This window comes from Nonomuraea rhizosphaerae (assembly GCF_019396405.1).
Lineage (GTDB): Bacteria > Actinomycetota > Actinomycetes > Streptosporangiales > Streptosporangiaceae > Nonomuraea > Nonomuraea rhizosphaerae.
Genome location: NZ_JAHKRL010000069.1, coordinates 1 through 17,521, shown reverse-complemented (window position 1 = coordinate 17,521; position 17,521 = coordinate 1). Strand labels below are relative to the sequence as shown.

Genomic DNA, 17,521 nt, shown 5'->3' with positions numbered 1-17,521 from the left:
GGCCGCCGCGTGGGGCGGGGGCGGCGGGTCGAGCGCCGCCACGCAGCTGCAGTTCATGTACTGGGGCTCCACCTTCGAGCAGAAGGCCGTGGAGAAGATGCTGCGGCAGTTCGAGCAGAAGAAGCAGGGCATCAAGGTCAAGGCGCTGTTCACGCCGGACGAGTACGACGTCAAGCTCAACACGCTGGTGGCCGGCGGGCGGGTGCCGGACGTCGGCTACGTGCCCATGTCGATGTCGTACCGCCTGGCCGAGCAGGGCAAGCTGGTCAACCTGTTCCCGTACCTGAAGAAGTACCCGCAGCTGGCGACGTACCTGCCGGACGCCTACCTCTGGTACGGCCAGGACAAGCTGCACGGCGTGGCCACGGCCAACGAGATCGAGCTGCTCTGGTACGCCAAGCAGGCGTTCAAGGACGCCGGGATCGCCGCCCCGCCCGCCGACGCCGCCTCCGCGTGGACGTGGGACCAGCTGGTCGAGAACGCCTACAAGCTCACCGTCGACCAGAACGGCAAGCGCCCGGACGAGACGGGCTTCGACCCCAAGCAGATCAGGCAGTTCGGCGTCTCGATCAGCTTCACGTACGCGGCGGCCTGGCTCGGCTTCCTGCGCAGCAACGGCGCCGACTTCGCCGACGAGAGCGGCAAGAAGTGCCTGCTGGACTCGCCGGAGGCGATCAAGGTGTTCCAGGACCTGCAGGACCTGGTCTACAAGCACCGGGTCATGCCCGGCCCCGGGCAGCTCGCCGCGACCGGCGACGACGTGCCGGGCACCAACATCCTGCTCAAGACCAAGCGCGTGGCCATGGTCGTGGACGGCCACTGGTCGCTGCTGGACATGAACGAGAGCAAGGTCGACTACGGCATCGGCGTGCTGCCCAAGTACGGGGAGCCGTTCACCGCGACGCAGGTGGCGGGCGCGTCGTCGGTGTTCGCCGGCACCAAGCACGTGGAGCAGGCCGTCGAGCTGTTCGCCTTCCACATCGACCCGGCCAACGTGGACCTGTACAAGCAGGGCCTGTGGATGCCGCAGGAGAAGAAGTACTACGAGGACCAGGCGGCCATCGACTCCTGGACCAAGAACCCCGGGCACCCGCCGGAGTTCAGGACCGCGGTCGTCGACTACGCCCGCGACCACGGCGTCCCCGACCTGCGCAACCGGGTCAGGAACATGTCGGCGATCAGCACCGACGTGCTCACCCCGGCGCTGCAGGAGATCGAGTCGGGCAAGCGGCCCGCCGCGGAGGTGCTCAAGGCCACCGCGCCGAAGATCACCGGCATGCTGCAGGGCTGGCAGCACACGCAGGACCTGTGATGGGCGGGTCCGAGCGGCACGGGGCTCTGACGGGCTGGTCCGAGCAGTTCGTACGGGAGTCCTGATGCGCAGGTTCGAGACGCGGTGGGGACTGCTGATGGCGCTCCCGGCGATCCTGGGCTTCGTCATCTTCACCGTCGGCCCGATGATCGCCTCGTTCGTCTTCAGCCTGACCGATTGGCAGATCGGCGGCACGCCCGCGTTCGCCGGCCTGGACAACTACCGGACCATGGCCGGTGACGAGCTGTTCTGGAAGTCGCTCGGCGTCACCACGTACTACACGCTCGGCGCGGTGCCGCTCACGCTGATCGTCAGCTTCGCCGTCGCCATGCTGCTCAACCAGCGGGCGCGCGGCCTGGCCGTCTGGCGGACGATCTTCTACCTGCCCACGCTGGTGCCCGCCATCGCCAACGTGGTGCTCTGGATCTGGATCTTCAACCCCGACTTCGGGCTGCTCAACTCGATGCTGCGCCAGGCGGGCCTGCCCACCTCGCAGTGGGTCTACAGCGAGGAGATGGCGATCCCGTCGCTGATCGTCATGAGCACGTGGGGCTTCGGCAACACGATGGTGATCTTCCTGGCCGGGCTGCAGGGCGTGCCGCGCCACCTGTACGAGGCGGTCTCGATCGACGGCGGCGGCCCGTGGCGCCGCTTCTGGCACGTGACGCTGCCGATGATGACGCCGACCATCTTCTACAACCTGGTGGTCGGCGTGGTCGGCACCTTCCAGGTGTTCAACCAGGCGTACGTGATGACCGAGGGCGGCCCCAACCACGCCACCCTCTTCTACGTCTACTACCTGTTCCGCAAGGCCTTCACCGAGAGCGAGATGGGCTACGCCAGCGCGCTCGCCTGGGTGCTGTTCATGATCATCATGGTGGTGACGTTCCTCATGTTCCGCAACGCCCGCCGCTGGGTCTACTACGAGATGGCGGGTGCCCGATGACCACCCTCACCGCCCGCCCCAGGACCCCCGCCAAGGGCGTCGCTCCGACCCGCGGGCTGCGCCGGCCACGCCGGTACGGGCGGGTCCTGCTGTACGTCGCGCTGCTCCTGGGCGCGGTCCCGACGCTGCTGCCGTTCGTGTGGCTGGTGCGCAGCGCCCTCATGCAGGACGGCCAGATGTTCGTGGCGCCGCCGGAGTGGGTCCCGAGCCCGTTCCAGTGGTCGAACTTCAGCGAGGCGCTCACCGCGCTGCCGTTCGGCCTGTACCTGGTCAACACCGTGATCATCGCGGTCGTGTGCGTGCTGGGGACGGTGTTCACCTGCTCGGTGGCCGCCTTCAGCTTCTCCCGGCTGCGCTGGCGGGGCCGCAACGTGGTGTTCGCGCTGCTGCTCAGCGGCGTCATGCTGCCGTACGCGGTGACGATCATCCCCACGTTCGTCATGTGGCAGGAGCTCGGCGCGCTGGACACCTTCGTGCCGCTCACCGTGCCCGCCTGGTTCGCCGGGGCGGGCGGCGGCGTGTTCAATGTCTTCCTGCTGCGGCAGTTCTTCCTGACCATCCCGTTCGAGCTGGACGAGGCCGCCTACATCGACGGGGCGACGCCGTGGCGCGTGTACTGGACGGTCGTCATGCCGCTTTCCAAGCCCGCAATCGTCGTGGTCACCATCTTCACCTTCATCGGCACCTGGAACGACTTCCTCGGCCCGCTGCTCTACCTGCAGAGCGAGGAGAAGTACACGCTCTCGCTGGGGCTGGCCTCGTTCCAGAGCACGTTCCTGACGCAGTGGGGCTACCTGATGGCGGCGTCGGCGGCCGTCATCGCGCCGATCGTGGCCCTGTTCTTCTTCCTCCAGCGCTACTTCATCGAGGGAGTCACGCTCACCGGCATAAAGAACTGAGAGAGGTCTGGTGTCATGAGGCGATCAACCGTCGCGGCTCTCCTGCTCCTCATCAGCACTGTGCTCATCGGCGTACGGCCCGCGCCCGCCTTCTCGTACGCCTTCTCCCCCGCCCAGGTCGTGGACATGTTCGGGCGGACGATCAACGCCTACGGCGTCAAGCTCGTGGACTGGGAGGGCTACCTGGCCAACCCGTACGTCCAGGTCACCGTCAGGCCGCCGCAGGACGCCCAGTTCCCCGTCACGATCGAGCTGAAGGCCGAGGGCACGTCCCGGCTGATGATGGACCTGCCCAGCCGACTCACCGCGACCGGCGCCACCAAGACGCTGACGTTCGCGAACGCCGGCGAGTCGAAGCCGTTCAAGCTGGAGATCGCCTCCAGGCGCGGCGCCGGGCAGGACGAGCTGCACACGCTGCGGCTGGCGATCCGCGACGCGAGCGGCGCGACGCTGCAGCAGTCGATGCCGATCAGGATCCAGCAGGACGAGCGGACCGCGCTCCAGCCGACGATCCCGCTCAATTTCGACTACCGGTTCGACACGATCACCGGCTACTTCGGCAACGCGGCCTTCAGGACGGCCGCCGAGGAGGCGGTCAAGGACTGGTTCAGGTTCTTCGACCTGCAGCCGTTCGACACGGTGGCCGCCGGCGCCGAGAACAACCACCTGCCCGGCAACGACTGGCAGAACACCGTCAACGTCACCAACAACGCCGCCTACACCGGCATGTACGTCTTCTTCCGCGGCATCCAGACCCCGTACTCCACCGGCTACCCCGCCGCCAACGGCAAGTACTCCACGCGCGGCGGCCAGCAGCTCGCCGGCCCGCTGCACCGCTCGACAGCGATGATCTTCGAGTACGACGAGGCGAACAAGCAGCTGTTCACCTCCCTGGCCGACGAGGACTGGTACCGCACCGACATCGCCGGCTCGGTGCTCGACGTGCACGGCCTGGTCATGCACGAGTACGGCCACGCCGTCGCCTACCACAGCGACTGGGCCGGGATGCGCTCGTACGTGCAGGGCGGCGGCAACGACCCCGACGTCGTCGACTACATGGGGTACGCCGTCCCGCTCGACAGCAGCTACCACATCCCCGGCGACCAGCGGAACTGGGACCGGCTCAGCGGCCAGAGCGGCGGCTGGACGCACTACTTCCCCACCCGCCGCTGGATGCTGACCAAGCTGGCGCTGCTGGTGGCCGAGAACGCGGGCTGGAAGCTGAACCGCAACCTCACCCCGTTCCTCAAGCCGTCCATCACGACCGCGTCGCTGCCCGCGGCCGCGCCCGGCCAGGCGTACCAGCAGACACTGGCCGCCAAGGGCGGAGTGCCGTTCTACGACTGGCAGGTGATCTCGGGCTCGCTGCCGGCCGGGCTCTCGCTCGACCGCTTCACCGGCACCATCAGCGGCACCCCGTCCGCTGCCGGGACCTCGTCCTTCACAGTGCAACTGCGGGACTACGACGCGCGCAGCGCGCCGGTCACCAAGACGTTCTCCTTGCAGGTCGGCGCGTCCTCGGTGAACCTCGCCCGCGCCGCCACCCCGTCCGCCTCCTACACCTCCTCCGGGGAGAGCGTCACGGCGATCAACGACGGCATCGACCCGCCCAGCTCCAACGACACCGTCAACCGCCGCTGGGGCACCTGGCCCAACACCGGCGCCCAGTGGGCCGAACTGACCTGGCCGTCGGCGCAGACGCTCACGTCGGCGGACGTGTACTTCTTCGACGACGGGAGCGGGGTGCGGCTGCCCGCCTCCTGGAAGCTGCAGTACTGGAACGGGAGCGCGTACGTGGACATCCCTGGGACGTATCCGGTCGCGCTCAACGGCTACAACCACGTGAGCTTCGGACAGGTGTCCACCACGCGGTTGCGGGTGGCTCTGCAGAGCGGACAAGCGTCCGTGGGGCTGCTGGAGGTGAAGGCGTTCGCCTGACTCTCCTCCTCCGAGCTTGACCCTGTCGGGAGATTGTGTGTTGGCCGAGGAAGTCCTGGAACGCGGTTGGTGGCCGGGGTGGGGTGCGTCGTCGGCTGGCGACAGGCCGCTGAGAGGCTCGATGTTCACGGCGATGGCCGCAAGCACGTGCTGTGGATGAGTCTTTGACTGTCCCCGGTAGCGGCCGCGTCGCATACCGTGTCCGTGAGCGAGCTCATTGACGGTGCTCTCCACTGCGGTGAGCTCTCCGACCTCCAGTGCGGACCGGGGCGAACCGGTAGAGACACCTGACCACCTCGGGAATGACCAACTTCGCCGACCCCAGAAGCTTCTCGGTACGCGCTCAGTGAATTCACCAAGCGCCGCCACTAAGCATTACTGCCGGAGGCATTAAATATTCACGCTTTGCGGACATCCCCAAGGTCGAGTGCGCGAGCATCTTAGCGAGCCCCTTTATCGAGAGCTATCCGATAACCGCAAGAAGATTCTCGTATTCTGTGTCGCAATAATGTGGAGTTGGTTAGATATAGTGCCGATCATGAACAAGAAGATCTTGTCCGTGGTGGCCTCGGCGGCCGCCGTCGCGGTCGTCTCGCTGACTCCGGTCGTCGCGCACGCCGAGCCTCGGCCGCTTGACTGCAGCAGCCAACTCGAGGTGACGCCGCCCGACGCCACGTCGGCCATCTGCAAGGGCGGCGCGGGCACTGTCCGGGCCGTTGCCATCTGCGGAAACGGCCTGAAGGGGTACGGCCGCTGGGTGAACATCGGGGTGAGGTCGTATGCCTTCTGCCTGTACAGCAGCCGGATGGGCCACTCCTACGAGACCAGCTACGGGTGATTGTGAGTCGCACCTGAGATGGTTCGACTGAGGTTGACGGGATCCACCCGATCTTGACGGTCGGGGGATCCCGTTGTTCATTCCAAGCCCGCCGACCGATGGCAACACTACAAATTCAAGCGATCTCACAGCGGCATCACGGACGTAGACGCGCGATCCGCATTCTCGGCAGGAAGATAAAGTGGGCTTGCCTCCGCGAGAACTCCACGACCTGCGAATCCGCGCCCGGGCCGAGCAGTAAACGCCCGCCTGGCAAGCCCGCTACGCAATTGGCTCCGCAGCGGAGGGCACCGTCAATGAGCTCGCTCACAAACACGGTATGCGACGCTGCCGCTACCGGGGACAGCCAAAGCTCACCTGCAGCACGTGCTTACGGCCATCGCCGTGAACATCGAGCGTCTCAGGGCCTGTCGTCAGCCGCTGACGGCTCCGTGTCCTTCGCGGAACTCATCGCCCGCTCGATGACATATGCATCTGTTGGCCTGGCGAAATCTGAACAGACTGGACTGCAGCCGTCCACGAGAGGATTTCGCCATGACCAGCCAGCTCACCGAATTTTCCGTTTCGCCGATCGGTGACGCGGCCAAGCCCGAGGTCGTTGATCGTGCCGCGTTCCAGGCCGAACTGGATCGGTTGCGGCCCCGGGAGAAGGCTCATACCCGTGAGGGGGATGCGATCGCCGCGGCCCGTCGTCGTCTGCCGATGGTCGCGGTCGATCCCCGGACGCCGTTGATCGGGGCGGGCGGGGCGGTGCCGTTGATCGAGTTGTTCGCCGGCCGCTCACAGCTGATCGCCTACTACCACATGTGGCATCACGGCCGACCGGCCGGCGAGCAGTGCGAGGGCTGCACCTTCAGCAGCAGCCAGGTCACCGAACTGGCCTACCTGCACTCGCGAGACGTCAGCTACGCGGTCCTGTCCGAAGGAAGCTACGAGGAATCCGCACGCTACCGCGACTTCATGGCCTACCCCGTGCCCTGGTACGCGGTCCCTCCGGAGTCGGTGCAGCCGCTGATCGCCGACCGCCACTTCGGCATCCTGGCCTGCTACCTGCGCGACGGCGAGCAGGTGTATGAGACCTACTGGACCACCGGCCGCGGCAACGAGGCCATGGCCCCCTCCTACGGCCTGCTGGATCGCACCGTCTACGGCCGCCAGGAGCACTGGGAGGACTCCCCCCAAGGCTGGCCGCAACGCTGGGGCTCCACAGGCGGCCAGTTCCAGCTCAACGGCCGACCGGCCGCCCAATGGCCACGCCTGCACGCCGGCCACGACGACACCCTCGCCCCTGCGACGGACGAATCGAGCACGGACACCTGCCCCCTGCACGGCCAACCACCAGCCGCCCCCTGACAAGAACCGCCCCGCGGGCGCACGGCCGGATGACCACGACAAGGAGCGCGCCATGCCCCTCCTTCACACGGCAGGGGTGACGACCGGCTGCATCCTGGCCCTCGCACCGGCCCTGCTGCCCCTCACCCCCACCGCCACCCCCGGCGCCCCCGCCGCCGGCAGATGGCCGCACCTGGTCATGGCGCTCGGCATGGCAGCCGGACATCTGGGCGGCGTGCTCCTGCCCCTCTCGGTGCTCACCCTGCTGAGCGCCGGCTGGCTGTGCGGCACCCCCTCCCGCCGCGCCCACAACGCCCACCACATCCAAGACCTCGTGATCATGGCCATCCTGCTGGTACTGACGACATCCACCAGCCCCCCACCCGACGGTCCAGTGTCCGGCCACACCCACGCCACCGGATCCCTGACCACCATCGCCCTGCTCATCGCCCTGGCCTGGACCTGCGCCCGGCTCATCCGCACCCTGCCCGAACGGAACGGCAACCGGACAGGAATCGGCCACGAACTGTGCTCAGCCGGAATGGCCGCCAGCATGGCCTTCATGGCCGCACTGTCGTTGTAATGGGTCGTCATTGTTGCTGGGGGCGCTGAGCCAGGCTCAGCGCCCCCAGACCCCCAAAGCATGGTCCTCGCTGACACTCGGGCGCCTGTCCAAACGCAAGCGGCCCCTTGACCGGAGCGAGCCTCTGGCCGGGCATGACCGCAGCGAGTGTCATGGGTCCGACCCGCAGCAAGACCGTCCCGCGCAGGGCGGAGGGGGCACAGGCGGGTGAGCCTGGAGCCGGCCAATGCGCACACGCAGCCCGTAGCACGTATCCCGGACTACAGGTACGAAGAAGGCGGACAGCTGTCGATCATGACGCGAGCTTCGGTGAGTGCCGGTGATCCGCGGCAAGATCCGTCCAAGTCCTCACAGCGAGGTAGTAGCCGCCTCTGGCGGCCTCCTGCCAACTGCCGTCATCGATGCGACGCCGTACAAAGAACTCTCCGCCTTCCGACGACAGGATGAACTCTTCACAGCAGGACGCCTCCGCCACGCGAAGCAGCGCGCCGTTGGGCTTGTACGGTTCCCATTGATCCATGTCTGATCTCTTCCGATGGCGCGGCGGCGGTATCTGGGAAGCGGTACGTCGCGCCCGCTCATGATGAGGTGGTTCGGCGCGTTGCCGAATCGGCCCGAACGGGCAAGGTGGCGGTTCGGGCAGCAGATGACGCCGATACTGACGAACCGTCTGCCCTGCGATTACTCACCCCACTGCACGTCAACGCCACGTGACAGTGGATCAAGAGGTGTACTCCCCCTGGTCCTCCGAAGAGAATGCGATTGGGCGGGAGCACCTCGCGCGACCGGCGGGCCGGAGCGGTTCACAGCGGTCCGGTGCCGGATCGTTCTCCGCTGTGAATGAGGTGCGACTGCCAGACCAAGGCGGACATCAGCGCGATCGGGTCCGGCCGCCGGCCGGTCCGCACAACCCCGGCCGTCACCATCTCAACCGTGAGTTGCCGACACAGTCGCGCCGTCCACCACGCCTGCCCTGAAGAGTCGCGTTCGCGGTCGATGTCCCACGCCGGGTAGGTATTGCGCAGCACTGACAGTTGACGGGCGGACCAATCACTCATGCGCGCTGCCTGCGTCATGAGCTCACGCACATTCTCGTCTGCGGCCCGCGATGCGTCAGACCCGACATCTGACGGGGCCTGTCCTCTGGTCATCTCATGCACTTTCTGGACGCTGGGGCGGTGTACGCCGAATGCATTGCCTTGGGGCGTGAAAGGTAATCAAGGACCGGCCCGTCCACCGGCGAAGCCGAATGCTTTCGAGCTTCTCCATGTGTCAAGGCCTCAATTCCTGATCAAGGCCACGGATCCCGATGCTGGCGCACCGGCCGGGGCCGCTCTTTATGACAACAGGGGCGGAAAACAGCAGCCCACGGAGATAATGTTGCTGATATCAGAAGCCATGGTCGAGAGGCTTACTGTCCGCAAGGTGTCCGCAGCAGCAGCGGACATGGCAGGGAGCACCTTATGAGCACAGAAACGTTCGGCGAGGCACTTCGACGCCTACGCGGTGATTTGTCTATCCGCGAGCTGGCTCGTCTGGCCAAGGTCGGCAAGAGCTACATCTCTGATCTCGAGAACGGACGACGCAGACCCAGCTCGGCCATCGCGACAGCACTCGACAGAGCAATCGGGGCCGGAAGCGAGCTGGTGGCCCTTCTGTCACCACCGCCGGACCATGTAGTGCTCAGCCCTGCGAACTCGGAGGCATCAGAGGATGTCACTGACGTGCTCAGTCGTATTCATAGGATGAACAGAACGGTAGACCCAGAAATCATTCGCCAGCTAAGAGGAAATCTTCGCGAGATCATACTCCGGTACGATCATCTCGATCATTCGGCTCTCGTTCCCGCTCTCCTCCGCCAGCGAACCTTGGCGGACACCCTTCTCGATGAATGCAGCCATCCGCGAGAGCGTCAGGAGCTGTTCGAGATCGCGAGCGGGACATCGGGCATACTCGGTTACATCGCCGTCGGACGCGGCAGGTTCCCGCTGGCACGAGCCTACTGCGCCGAAGCTTTCCAGCTTGGCGACTTCGCACAGACTTCTGACCTCCAGGCGTGGGCGCGAGGCCTGCAAAGCTTCTGCGAGTACTACGCTCGAAATTATGACGAGGCACTGCGTCTGGCGGAGGACGGCCTGACCTACGCGGCTTCTGGTCCACAGAGCGTACGGCTTACCATCAACTGCATGGCACGGGCACGCGGAAAGCTGGGAGATGCAGAGGGCGTTCACCGCGCAGTCGATCAAGCCTACGATCTCATGTCGCGCAACGAGGCTCCTCAAGGACTTCCTTCCAGCATCTCGTTCGAGTGCTACAGCGCGATCCAGACAGCGAGCAATGCGGCGACCGCCTACGTGTCTCTCGGGATTCCGGAAAAGGCGCAGCAGTACGTCAGCATGGCCCTGCCCGGCATCGAAAAACCCGATCGACGTGGAGTCGTTCCCTCGTCATGATAGATCACGCGGCATCGCTGATCCCCTCCAAAGAAGCCGACCTGGATCACGTGCGCGATATCGTGCTCGATGCGTTGGACATCTCGGCGGATCGCCCGATCATATCGATCCAGCAGCTTGCCGCGGAATTTGTTCGGCAAGCAACTCGGCAATAGGGAGAAGCGGGCAGGTTCAGCGACGTTCCTCATGCGATCTCCGAGCGGAAAGCATGCCGATGAGCAAACCGAGCCATTCGAGTGTCCGCGACTCTTCCGGCACCGACGGGGTCCACGAGCGTTTTCGAACGCTTCGACATCTCACCAACCACTGGGATCGCCCCGCCACCCCGCGCACCTATTACTGGTACCTGACGTTCGAAACGTCACCGCAACTGCGATCCCTCGTCGAGCGGTGCCGGAGGGCGATCCCCTTCCCCTGTCATGACTTCACTCCCACGAACGATCTGCATCTCACTCTTGACAGGATCGCAATCGAAGGAGATATGACGCCGGATCAGCTAAGTTCGATCGAAGCTTCCGCGACACAGGCTTGCAGGGACGTCTCACCGTTTGACATTTCCATCGGCTCCCTGAGCGGCACACCCGGCGCACTCGGGTTCAGCGCCACACCCGGCGAGCCGATCAGGCATCTTCGTGACACCCTCCGCGAGGCAACGCTCTCCGTCCATCCGGAGGCTCCCACCAAGAATTCTGATTTGCATCCGCACGTGACGATAGCTTATTGCAATTCCGCCGGTATTCGGGCGGCGCGGGTCATCGCAACGGTCGAGAACTTACGCGCTCTTCCCTTCGTTGACGTCACGGTCGAGAAAAGCTCACTCGTCCTGCTTGAGCGATGCCGGCGCGCTTATGTGTGGCATGAAATCTCTCGTGTACCGATCTCAGGACGATAGATGAGACCCGGCATACGTGCAACGGGCCGCGTGTGAGAACCGGCCGGCTCAGGGCTTGCCTGTCTGCGCTTCGCCGCCGCCCCGCGCGCGGTGGTCCCGCTCCGGTCAAGCCCGGCCAGAGACTCTCTGCGGTCAGGCAGGTCGGGGCTCGCTCTGGTCAAGGGGCCGCTTGCGTTTGGGAGGACGCCCGAGCGGAGCGAGGACCATGCTTTTGTGGGGGTGTGGGGGCGCGCCCCCCACTGGGCGCAGCCCGGAGTCCCTGCGCGATAGCGCCCCCAGCAGCGAAGGCCCGAGCTTGTCAGTGAGGCACCTGCCACTCCAGGACGCCGGTCGAGAAGCCGCTGCGGGAGGTGATGCTCAGCCGCAGCCGGGTGGTCGATACGGCCGTGAAGGTCGTGGTGTTGAAGGTGTTGGCCGCGACCCCGCACCCCGACTGCCCCGGCGCGTCCACGTACGCGCTCCCGTTCCAGTACTGCACCTTGCAGGAGGCCGGAAGGTCGATGCCCTGGTTGTCGTCGAACCAGTACGTCGCGACCCGGTTCACGGTCTGCGCGGACGGCCACTGGTACTCCAGCCACTCCGTCCCCTGGTGGTTCCAGTTGCCGTACGCGCCGTGGCTGTGGTCGGCGGAGTTCGCGGGGGTGAAGCCGTCCTTGATCGCGCCGAGGGTCTCCCCCGAGGAGACGTACGAGGTGGAGGCGGTGGCGGTGAGTGCCAGGTTCGTGCCGGTGGTGGGGCCGGTGGTCTGGACGACCTTCTGCATGGTGCCGTCGGCGTTCCAGTACAGCTTGTCGAGGGTGACCGAGCGGCGGAAGTTGCCCCCGCCGGGGGCGGCGGCGTTGTGGTAAACCATGTACCACTGGCCCTTGAACTCGATGATCGCCGGGTGGTTCGTGGTGGAGCTGACCTGGTCGAGCACGACGCCCCGGTGCGTCCACGGGCCGAGCGGGTTGCTCGCGGTGGCGTAGCGGATACAGGCGTAGCCGGGGGCGGAGCAGGCGGAGTCGTTGGCGGCGTAGGCCAGGTAGTAGACACCGTTGCGCTTGAACATCCAGGGGGCCTCCCAGAAGTTCGACACGCCGCTCGGGGTGGTCACGGCGCCGTTGAGGCTGATCATGTCGGCGCCGAGCCTGGCGGCGCGCAGGCCGTAGTAGGAGCCCCAGTAGATGTAGGACTGGCCGTCGTCGTCGGTGAAGACGGTGGGGTCGATGTTGAGCGGGGAGGAGTTCGGGGTGCTGTCGCTGATCAGCGGGCCGCCCTTGGCGTCGTGGAACGGGCCGAGCGGACTGTCGCCGACGGCCACGCCGATGTCCATCCAGCCGGCGCCGTTGCCGTTGACGGGGGCGTACCAGTAGTACTTGCCGCCCTTCGCCTCGACCTCGCCCGCCCAGGCGTCCGCGCCCGCCCACGGGAAGTCTGAAAGTTTCAGCTTCGCGCCCTGGTCCGTCCAGGTGGTCGCGTCCCCGGAGGTGAACACGTGCCAGTCGCGCATCACGAAGTTGGTGCCGCCCGCGGGGGCCTCGTCGTGTCCCGTGTAGAGGTGCAGCGTGTCGCCGACGACGAGCGCGGCCGGGTCGGCGGTGTAGAGGGCGGTCGTGATGGGGGCAGCCGCGGGGGCCGGGGCCGCGGTGACGAGGACGAGGCCGACGGCGGCGGCCGCGGCGGCAGCCACGGCTCTCAGTCTGCGCATGACACTCCCTGGGCTAGCGGTTGTTTGGTTAGCGTTAACATCCGTCTGCGTCGTAGAACGCGACTTCTCGGGCGGCGTGAGTGTTAGCGATAGCAGAGAGATCGTCAAGCCTGCCGCACAGCCGCCTATTGACTCCGGTGATCCTCTTGCGGTCAACCGATAGGTTGCTATCGTTTAGGGCATGAGCGACTTCGCGACGCTGCCCCTGAACATGCGCAGAGCCGGCTTCGACCCGGCACCCGAGCTGCGCGATCTGCGGGAGAGCGACGGCATCACCCGCATCAGCACGCCGTTCGGCCTCGACGCCTGGCTGGTAGCCCGCTACGCCGACGTGCGGGCGCTCCTGAGCGACACCGAGCGCTTCAGCAACAGCCGCCAGAACTTCGTCCAGCTCGCCGGGCCGAATCTCACGCCCCAGCAGATCAAGGAGATGCGCGCGGGCAACCTGCTGGCCGCCGACCCGCCCGAGCACACGCGGCTGCGCAGGCTGCTCACGCCGGAGTTCACCCTCCGGCGGATGCGCCGCCTGGAGCCCAGGATCACGGACATCGTCGAGGACCACCTCGACGCCATGGAGAAGGCGGGGTCGCCCGCCGACCTGGTGCAGTCGTTCGCGCTGCCGATCCCGTCACTGGTCATCTGCGAGCTGCTCGGCGTCCCGTACGACGACCGCAAGGAGTTCCAGAGCAGGACGGCCAAGCTGATCGACGTGTCGCTGCCGTTCGAGGAGCGGATGAAGGTCCAGCGGGAGTCGCGCGCGTACATGTCCGACCTGGTCACCCGCATCAAGGCCGACCCCGGCGAGGAGCTGCTGGGCATGCTCGTGCGCGAGCACGGCGACGACCTGGAGCACGACGAGCTGGTCGGCATCGGCAACCTGCTGCTCGTCGCCGGCCACGAGACCACCGCGAACATGCTGGGCCTCGGCACCCTCGCCCTCCTCCAGCACCCGGACCAGCTCGACCTGCTCAGGCGGGAGCCGGAGCGGATCGAGGCCACGGTCGAGGAGCTGATGCGCTGGCTCAGCATCGTCCACTCGGGCATCGCCCGGGTCGCCACCCGCGACACCGAGATCGCCGGGCAGGCGATCAAGCAGGGCGATGCTGTCATGGTCGCGCTGCCGACCGCCAACCGGGACCCCGCCTTCATCGACGAGCCCGACGTGCTCGACATCAGCCGCGGCGCGCCCGGCCACGTCGCCTTCGGGCACGGCATCCACCACTGCCTCGGCGCGCCGCTGGCCCGGATGGAGATGAAAATCGCCTTCCCGGCGCTGTTCCAGCGCTTCCCGGGGCTGCGGGCGGTGCCCGCCGAGGCGAGCTTCCGGTCCTTCAGCGTGGTGTACGGGCTCACGTCGCTGGAGGTCACCTGGTGAGCCCGGTCTCACAGCTCGTGTGATCCTTAGGGGTGCGGCGTGGATGCTGCTAGCGTTCCGCGTGTGCCAGAGCAGCGTCGTCGCGCGGACGCCCTGCGCAACTCCGACCGGATCGTCAGGGCCGCCATCGTCGCCCTGCACGATTCGGGCACGGCCGTGCCCCTGGAGGAGATCGCCCGCCGGGCCGGGGTCGGCATCGCGACCGTCTACCGGCGCTTCGGCGACCGTGACAGCGTGATCAGGGCCGCGTTCGAGACCTACTTCGCCGAGGAGATCGAGCCGGTCGTCCAGGCCGCCCGCCAGGCCGCCGACCCCCGCCAGGGGCTGACCGACGCGCTGGCGGCCACCGTCGACACCCTCGCCGCGCACCGCGCGCTGCTGACGGCCGCCAGGGAGGCGGGGGCGTTCCAGGTCGGCATCGCCGAGCGGTTCATGGGGCCGCTCGGCGACGTGCTGGCCGTCGCCCGCGAGCGCGGGCTCGTCCGCGAGGACCTGCTCGTCCGCGACCTCGCGGCGATCGTGGTGATGGCGCTGGCCACCGTACGGATGGGGGCCGACGACGGGGACCAGCGGCGTTACCTGGCGCTGCTGCTGGACGGCACCCGGCCCTCGCCGCAACCGCTGCCGGGGCTGGCGGACGAGCGGATCTTCCCCCGGCAGGTGGCGGAGAGCCGCCCGGCTGAGGGGGCGTGCCCGCCGGAGGGGGCGTGCTCGGCTGAGGATCCGCGGCCGCGCTGAGCCACCCGCCGTCGCGGACTTCTGTGCCGTCGCGCCTGCGGCTCGGCGCATGGGCCTTCCGCCGCTTCGGGCGAAGGCGCTCCCAGGCGAAGGTGCTCCCGGGCGAAGACGCTCCCGGGCGTCAGCGCGGTGGCCGGCCCGTCCCGGGAGGTCAGGTGCTCGCGCGTACGGCCAGCCGTGGCACCAGCAAGGTCGCCTCCGGGACCGAGCGGCCCTCCAGTTTGGCCATGAGCAGCCCGACCGCCTCCCTGCCCACCTCCTCGGCCGGGATCAGCACGGAGGTGAGGCGGGCCGGCTCGGCCACGTCGTCCGGGCAGATCGCCACCACGGCCAGGTCCTCCGGCACCTTCCTGCCCAGCTGCCGCAGCGAGCTGAGGACGTGGTTGACGGCGGCCTCGTTGTGCACCACCAGGCCCGACAGGGCGGGGCGGCCGGCCAGCAGGCCGCTGACGGTCGCGTGCACCTCCTCGAACGTCTCCTCGCACGGCAGCGCCGTCCCGTCGAGCCCGTGGCGTTCCAGTGCGGCGGTGAACCCTTCGAGGGTGCGCCGGGCGAAACCGGTGCCGCGCTCGTACACCACGGAGGGCGCGCCCAGCAGCGCCACCTCGCGGTGGCCGCGTTCGGCCAGGTGGCGTACGCAGAGCGCGCCGGCGGCGGCGAAGTCGAGGTCCACGCACGTCACCCCGGCCGAGTCGGCGGGGAAGCCGATCAGGACGCTCGGCTCGGCGAGCTGGCGCAGCAGCGGCACTCTGGGGTCGTCCAGCTCGACGTCCATGAGCACCAGGCCGTCCACCAGCGCGCTGGCCGCCGCCCTGCGCAGGCCGTCGGGGCCCTCGTCGGCGGTGAGCAGCAGCACGTCGTGGTCGAAGTGGCGGGCGGCGGTGACGACCGAGGTGGCGAAGCGCATCAGCACCGGTACGTGCATCCCGGCGCGCAGCGGCAGCACCAGGGCGATCACGTTGGCGCGTTTGCTGGCCAGGGCGCGGGCTCCGGCGTTCGGGTGGTAGCCGAGGGCGCGGACGCTGTCGAGCACCCGCCGCCTGGTGTCGGCGGAGATCGCCCGTTTGCCGCTGAGCACGTACGAGACCGTGCTGACGGCGACGCCCGCGTGCCGGGCCACCTCGGCGATGGTGACGGCCCGGCCGCTCGCGGGGTGCGCGGCCGTCATGTACCGGACCGGCCGACGCGGGGGTGGCCGAGGGAGGCGAGGCCCCGCGCGCCGGGGAGCTGCCCGTGGGCGGTCCGGCCGCCGGTGGCCGCCAAGGTGCGCGCCGCGCCGGCCCGTGCCACGGCGGGCTCCTCGGAGCCGGTCAGGGTCAAATGCCCCAGGGTGATCCCCTCGTTCTCGAACACGACATAAAGATCGTGCACCCCTGAGACTTCCGCAAGTTCCCCCTCGACGGCGGCGGGGGTGTGGCGGTCGGCCGGCGGGACGGGGAGCGCGCCCAGCGTGGGGCCGTGCAGGAGGTCGTCGAGGCGCAGCGTGACGACGCCGCCCTCGGTGCTCGCCGCCTCGATCACGCAGGAGTCCGCGCCGGTGAGGTCCACGTCCCTGAACAGGATCCACGCGCCCTCGGCCTCCGAGCGCACGGCGTCGCCCGCCACCTTGGCGGCGTCCACGAACGCGACCGCGTCGTAGGCGTCGTGGTCCACGGCGGGCAGCGCGCCCCTCCTCGGGGGGACGGTCTCGCCCGCGACGTGGAAGGGCGTGCTCAGCCGCAGATCGGTGGCGCTGCGGCCGGCCATGAGCTGGTGCGGCGCGTCCTCCACCACGAACCTGGCGCGCGTGACGTCCCAGAACGCCAGGTCACGCACGGGGAAGGCCAGGCTCACGGTACGGCTCTCGCCGGGGGCCAGCCGTACGCGCTCGAACCCGCGCAGGCGGCGCAGCGGCTGCTTGACCCGGGAGCGGCGCTGGTGGGTGTAGAACTGCACCACCTCGGAGCCGGGGCGCGATCCGGTGTTGGTGACGGTCACGGTCGCGGTCACCGTCCCGCTGTCACCATCCCCGGAGACGATGACGCCCAGGTCGGAGTAGTCGAAGGTCGTGTAGCTCAGGCCGTGGCCGAACGGGTGGAGAGGGGTGCCGCGATAGTAGAGGTACGTGGCGTCGGTGGCGATGATGTCGTAGTCGAGCAGGTCCGGCAGCTCGCTGGCCGAGCGGTACCAGGTCTGGGTGAGCCGCCCCTCGGGGTCGGCGTCGCCGAACAGGACGTCGGCCAGCGCGTGGCCGTACTCCTGGCCGCCGTGGGAGGACCACAGGACGGCGGGCACATCGGGGTCCGACCAGGTGACAGGGTAGCCGCTGGTGATCACCATGACGGTGCGCGGGTTGGCGGCGCGCACCGCGCGGACGACGGCGTCCTGGGCGGGGGCGAGGGCCAGGTCGGCGCGGTCCTCGGTCTCGCGGCCGTTGACGAGGGGGTGGTCGCCCACCACGACGACCGCCACGTCGGCGCCGGCCGCCAGCCTGGCGGGGGCGGCCGCGCCCCTCTCGACGACGTCGATGGTCAGCCAGGTGGCGG

The 17,521-nt window shown here is 68.0% G+C and carries 16 protein-coding genes and 2 pseudogenes; 13 read left to right on the top strand and 5 right to left on the bottom strand.

The annotated features are described in order from the left end of the window. From KME77_RS03230 to KME77_RS03215, 4 genes are all read left to right on the top strand, one after another. On the top strand, window positions 1-1,312 hold a 1,312-nt coding region (locus KME77_RS03230), incomplete at its 5' end, for an extracellular solute-binding protein (protein WP_219461781.1). 64 nt (window positions 1,313-1,376) lie between these two features. Further along, entirely contained in the window at window positions 1,377-2,258 is an 882-nt protein-coding gene (locus KME77_RS03225; protein ID WP_219461779.1) for a carbohydrate ABC transporter permease, read from the top strand. Further along, window positions 2,255-3,157: a carbohydrate ABC transporter permease gene (locus KME77_RS03220; RefSeq protein ID WP_219461777.1), complete on the top strand. Its 903-nt coding sequence runs from the start codon at window positions 2,255-2,257 to the stop codon at window positions 3,155-3,157. The genes KME77_RS03225 and KME77_RS03220 overlap by 4 nt, the downstream gene beginning before the upstream one ends. Before the next feature lie 15 nt (window positions 3,158-3,172). After that, window positions 3,173-5,095, top strand: a complete 1,923-nt coding sequence (locus KME77_RS03215; protein ID WP_219461774.1) for an Ig domain-containing protein — start codon at window positions 3,173-3,175, stop codon at window positions 5,093-5,095. Window positions 5,096-5,221: 126 nt separating this feature from the next. Here the strand turns inward: KME77_RS03215 and KME77_RS30450 are convergent. After that, window positions 5,222-5,329, bottom strand: a pseudogene (locus KME77_RS30450) (transposase); the annotation flags it as partial. A 304-nt stretch (window positions 5,330-5,633) separates the two neighbouring features. On the opposite strand from KME77_RS30450, the gene KME77_RS03205 reads away from it, so the two are divergent. The 4 genes and pseudogenes from KME77_RS03205 to KME77_RS03195 all read left to right on the top strand — a co-directional run bounded on the left by KME77_RS03205 (window position 5,634) and on the right by KME77_RS03195 (window position 7,848). Beyond that, window positions 5,634-5,933, top strand: a complete 300-nt coding sequence (locus tag KME77_RS03205) for a hypothetical protein (RefSeq protein WP_219461770.1) — start codon at window positions 5,634-5,636, stop codon at window positions 5,931-5,933. A 253-nt stretch (window positions 5,934-6,186) separates the two neighbouring features. Next, window positions 6,187-6,321 (top strand): annotated as a pseudogene (locus KME77_RS30645) (hypothetical protein); the annotation flags it as partial. A 146-nt stretch (window positions 6,322-6,467) separates the two neighbouring features. Then, a complete protein-coding gene (locus KME77_RS03200; protein ID WP_219461767.1) occupies window positions 6,468-7,286 on the top strand; it encodes a DUF899 family protein in 819 nt (272 codons plus the stop codon). Window positions 7,287-7,338: 52 nt separating this feature from the next. Then, a complete protein-coding gene (locus KME77_RS03195; RefSeq protein ID WP_219461783.1) occupies window positions 7,339-7,848 on the top strand; it encodes a hypothetical protein in 510 nt (169 codons plus the stop codon). Between the two features lie 803 nt (window positions 7,849-8,651). On the opposite strand, the gene KME77_RS03190 is transcribed toward KME77_RS03195, so the two are convergent. Beyond that, on the bottom strand, window positions 8,652-8,924 hold the full coding sequence (locus tag KME77_RS03190) for a hypothetical protein (RefSeq protein ID WP_219461762.1): 273 nt from the start codon (window positions 8,922-8,924) through the stop codon (window positions 8,652-8,654). Between the two features lie 387 nt (window positions 8,925-9,311). On the opposite strand from KME77_RS03190, the gene KME77_RS03185 reads away from it, so the two are divergent. From KME77_RS03185 to KME77_RS03175, 3 genes are read left to right on the top strand one after another with little or no spacing between them, the layout of a single operon-like run. After that, window positions 9,312-10,301, top strand: coding sequence for a helix-turn-helix domain-containing protein (locus KME77_RS03185; RefSeq protein WP_219461760.1), 990 nt, complete (start codon window positions 9,312-9,314; stop codon window positions 10,299-10,301). Next, window positions 10,298-10,456 carry a hypothetical protein gene (locus tag KME77_RS03180; protein WP_219461757.1) on the top strand — a complete coding sequence of 53 codons (159 nt, stop codon included), beginning with the start codon at window positions 10,298-10,300 and terminating at the stop codon, window positions 10,454-10,456. The genes KME77_RS03185 and KME77_RS03180 overlap by 4 nt, the downstream gene beginning before the upstream one ends. A 59-nt stretch (window positions 10,457-10,515) precedes the next feature. Further along, entirely contained in the window at window positions 10,516-11,193 is a 678-nt protein-coding gene (locus tag KME77_RS03175; protein ID WP_219461755.1) for a 2'-5' RNA ligase family protein, read from the top strand. A gap of 298 nt (window positions 11,194-11,491) precedes the next feature. On the opposite strand, the gene KME77_RS03170 is transcribed toward KME77_RS03175, so the two are convergent. Next, on the bottom strand, window positions 11,492-12,883 hold the full coding sequence (locus KME77_RS03170; protein ID WP_219461753.1) for a glycoside hydrolase family 43 protein: 1,392 nt from the start codon (window positions 12,881-12,883) through the stop codon (window positions 11,492-11,494). A gap of 181 nt (window positions 12,884-13,064) precedes the next feature. On the opposite strand from KME77_RS03170, the gene KME77_RS03165 reads away from it, so the two are divergent. Together KME77_RS03165 and KME77_RS03160 are read left to right on the top strand one after the other, a co-directional pair. Beyond that, window positions 13,065-14,258, top strand: coding sequence for a cytochrome P450 (locus KME77_RS03165; RefSeq protein ID WP_219461748.1), 1,194 nt, complete (start codon window positions 13,065-13,067; stop codon window positions 14,256-14,258). Between the two features lie 63 nt (window positions 14,259-14,321). Beyond that, window positions 14,322-14,996, top strand: coding sequence for a TetR/AcrR family transcriptional regulator (locus KME77_RS03160; protein WP_219461732.1), 675 nt, complete (start codon window positions 14,322-14,324; stop codon window positions 14,994-14,996). A gap of 151 nt (window positions 14,997-15,147) precedes the next feature. Here the strand turns inward: KME77_RS03160 and KME77_RS03155 are convergent, their stop codons facing one another. Together KME77_RS03155 and KME77_RS03150 are read right to left on the bottom strand one after the other, a co-directional pair. Beyond that, window positions 15,148-16,164, bottom strand: coding sequence for a LacI family DNA-binding transcriptional regulator (locus KME77_RS03155; RefSeq protein WP_219461729.1), 1,017 nt, complete (start codon window positions 16,162-16,164; stop codon window positions 15,148-15,150). Further along, window positions 16,161-17,521, bottom strand: a 1,361-nt coding sequence (locus KME77_RS03150; RefSeq protein WP_219461726.1) for a glycoside hydrolase family 3 C-terminal domain-containing protein, incomplete at its 5' end; no start/stop codon positions are given. The genes KME77_RS03150 and KME77_RS03155, both read right to left, overlap by 4 nt.